Origin of the sequence: Microbacterium sp. SZ1, assembly GCF_002362255.1 — a bacterium.
Classification (GTDB): Bacteria; Actinomycetota; Actinomycetes; order Actinomycetales; family Microbacteriaceae; genus Microbacterium.
Genome location: NZ_LPVV01000026.1, coordinates 1 through 2358, shown reverse-complemented (window position 1 = coordinate 2358; position 2358 = coordinate 1). Strand labels below are relative to the sequence as shown.

The window sequence follows — 2358 nt, the reverse complement described above, 5'->3', positions numbered from 1 at the left end:
TCCGCGACGTGATCATCCCGCCCTTCAACATCCGCGACTACCCGAGCCCCCTGCAGGCGTTCCGCAAGAACGTGCGCGACGAGGCAGGCGACACGCTCTTCACCGTCAACGGCCTGCCGAAGGGCGCGCGCATGCGCATCGCGGTCATGGACCAATTCGACGGCATGGTCTACAACGTCACCGACGGCGGCGCCGATTCGTCGAGCGCGTTCACGCCGATCCGCGCGAACATGTCGCCGGACGCCGAGGGCATCCCCGTGACGCTGCAGATCGAGATCGAGGAGTACCGCGGGGTGTGGGTGCCCGACGCCGGGCAGGTGTCGCAGATCGACTTCGCGGGTGCGCGCGCCGATGAGCTGCGCCGGTCGACCTACTACAACACCGCGACCGGCACCGCCGTCGCGACGTCGAAGCTCACGCAGGGCGACAGCTACACGGTCGACACCGTCATTCCGAACGAGTTCGACGACACGCAGCTGGCCGACGTGGGCTTCGGCACCGTGCCGCTGCCGAAGCAGAGCAACGTGCCGGAGGAGCTGACCTCGCTCGCCGCCGAGACGGTGTCGGGGGCCGAGTCGCCCATCGAGCAGGTGCGGGCGCTCGAGACGTTCCTCGCCGACGGCGGCTTCTTCAGTCACGGTCTCGAGGGCGAGGTGCTCTCGCGAGCCGGACACACCGCCGAGCGCATCACGACGCTCATCGGCGGCGACCAGATGATCGGCGACGACGAGCAGTACTCGGTGGCGATGGCGCTGCTCGCCCGCGAGGTCGGCATCCCCGCGCGCGTCGTCATGGGGTTCTACCCCGACGAGGAGAAGGCCGGGGAGGCGGTCTTCGAGGCGACCGGCGACAACGTGCACGCGTGGGTCGAGGTGAACTTCGAGGGTCTCGGGTGGCTCACCTTCAACCCCACCCCTCCCGAGGACAAGGTCCCCAACGACCAGAACACCAAGCCGAAGGTCGATCCGAAGCCGCAGGTGCTGCAGCCGCCGCCTCCGCCGCAGGAGCCGGTCGACCTGCCGCCGACGTTGCCCGACGACCGCAAGGGCGACGACGAGACGCTCAACATCCTCGGCATCATCGGAACGATCCTCGTGATCGGCGGCATCTCGCTGTCGATCCTCGCGCTGCTCGCCTCTCCGTTCATCGTGATCGGCGCGTGGAAGGCGGCGAAGCGTCGCTCGCGGCGCTCCGCCGCGCGGACCTCCGACCGCATCAGCGGAGGGTGGGACGAGCTCACCGACCGAGCCGTCGACTACGGCGCGCGTATCCCGCCGGGCGGAACCCGGTCGGAGGAAGCCGCGACCGTGGCCGCGACCCTCACGCTCCCGCAGGTGACGACACTGGCCCGCCGGGCGGATGCCGAGGTGTTCGGCCCGACCGAGCCGACCGCCGAAGACGTCGACGCGTTCTGGACCGAGGTCGACACGATCGTCGGCGGTCTCGGCAAGGAGGCCGGATTCTGGAAGCGCATGAAGGCACGGCTGAGCCTGCGGTCGCTCCTCGACGGGAGCGCCGTGTCGGCCGGGCTGCAGAACCTGAGAGAGGCGGCGGCCGCGCGCGTCCGCCGCGAACCTGGCACCATCGAGAAGAGCCCTCGTCCGACGGCCTCCACCTCACCCGAGAGCGAGACACCATGACGCAGCCCCCGTCCGGCGGCATCGCCCCGATCTCCCGGCGCGCGACCGCCTACCTGATCGACGCGCTGATCGCCGGCGGTATCGCCGTGGTCCTGTTCGGCATCCTGACGCTCGCATCCTCGCTGTCGGGATCGCTCGAGGCCTCGATCGGCATCCTGCTCATCGGCGGACCGCTCGTCGGTCTGGTCGTGCTCGGCTGGTTCGTGTTCTACACCTTCATGCAGGCCGGGAACGGCTCGATCGGCATGCGCGCTCAAGGCCTCCGACTCGTCTCAGAGGACGGCTCCGGCCTCGGCTTCGGACGCACCCTGCTGCGCAACATCATCTTCGGACTGGCCGCGGGCATCGTGGTCGGATACTTCACGCCCCTGTTCGACGGTTCGGGTCGTTTCCAGGGCTGGCACGACAAGGTCGCGAAGTCGCTGATGCTGGATACTCGCGGCGACGGCGGCTCCGCCCGGCCACCGCACGCACGGGCGACGGTCGCCGAGCCGGGGCCCGCCCGCGCGGTCGGCCCCACGGTGCCCGCAACCCCGCCTCAGGCGTATGCGCCGTCGGCTCCCGTCGGCGCCCCCGCGATCCCCGGTATCCCGGCTCCGCCGTCGGCTCCGCAGAGTTACGCGGCCCCGCAGGCCCCCCACTACGCGGCCCCGCAGGCACCTCAGTACGCGGCACCTCAGGCCCCTCAGGACGCGGCCCCTCAGGGGTACGCATCCGA

At 70.4% G+C, this 2358-nt stretch carries 2 protein-coding genes; both read left to right on the top strand.

The window, feature by feature from the left end; translation table 11 throughout:
• The coding region (locus AUC47_RS10745) for a transglutaminase family protein (RefSeq protein ID WP_096715193.1) at positions 1-1640 on the top strand (1640 nt) is incomplete at its 5' end.
• Positions 1637-2358, top strand: a 722-nt coding sequence (locus AUC47_RS16550; protein ID WP_143740726.1) for an RDD family protein, incomplete at its 3' end; no start/stop codon positions are given. The genes AUC47_RS10745 and AUC47_RS16550, both read left to right, overlap by 4 nt.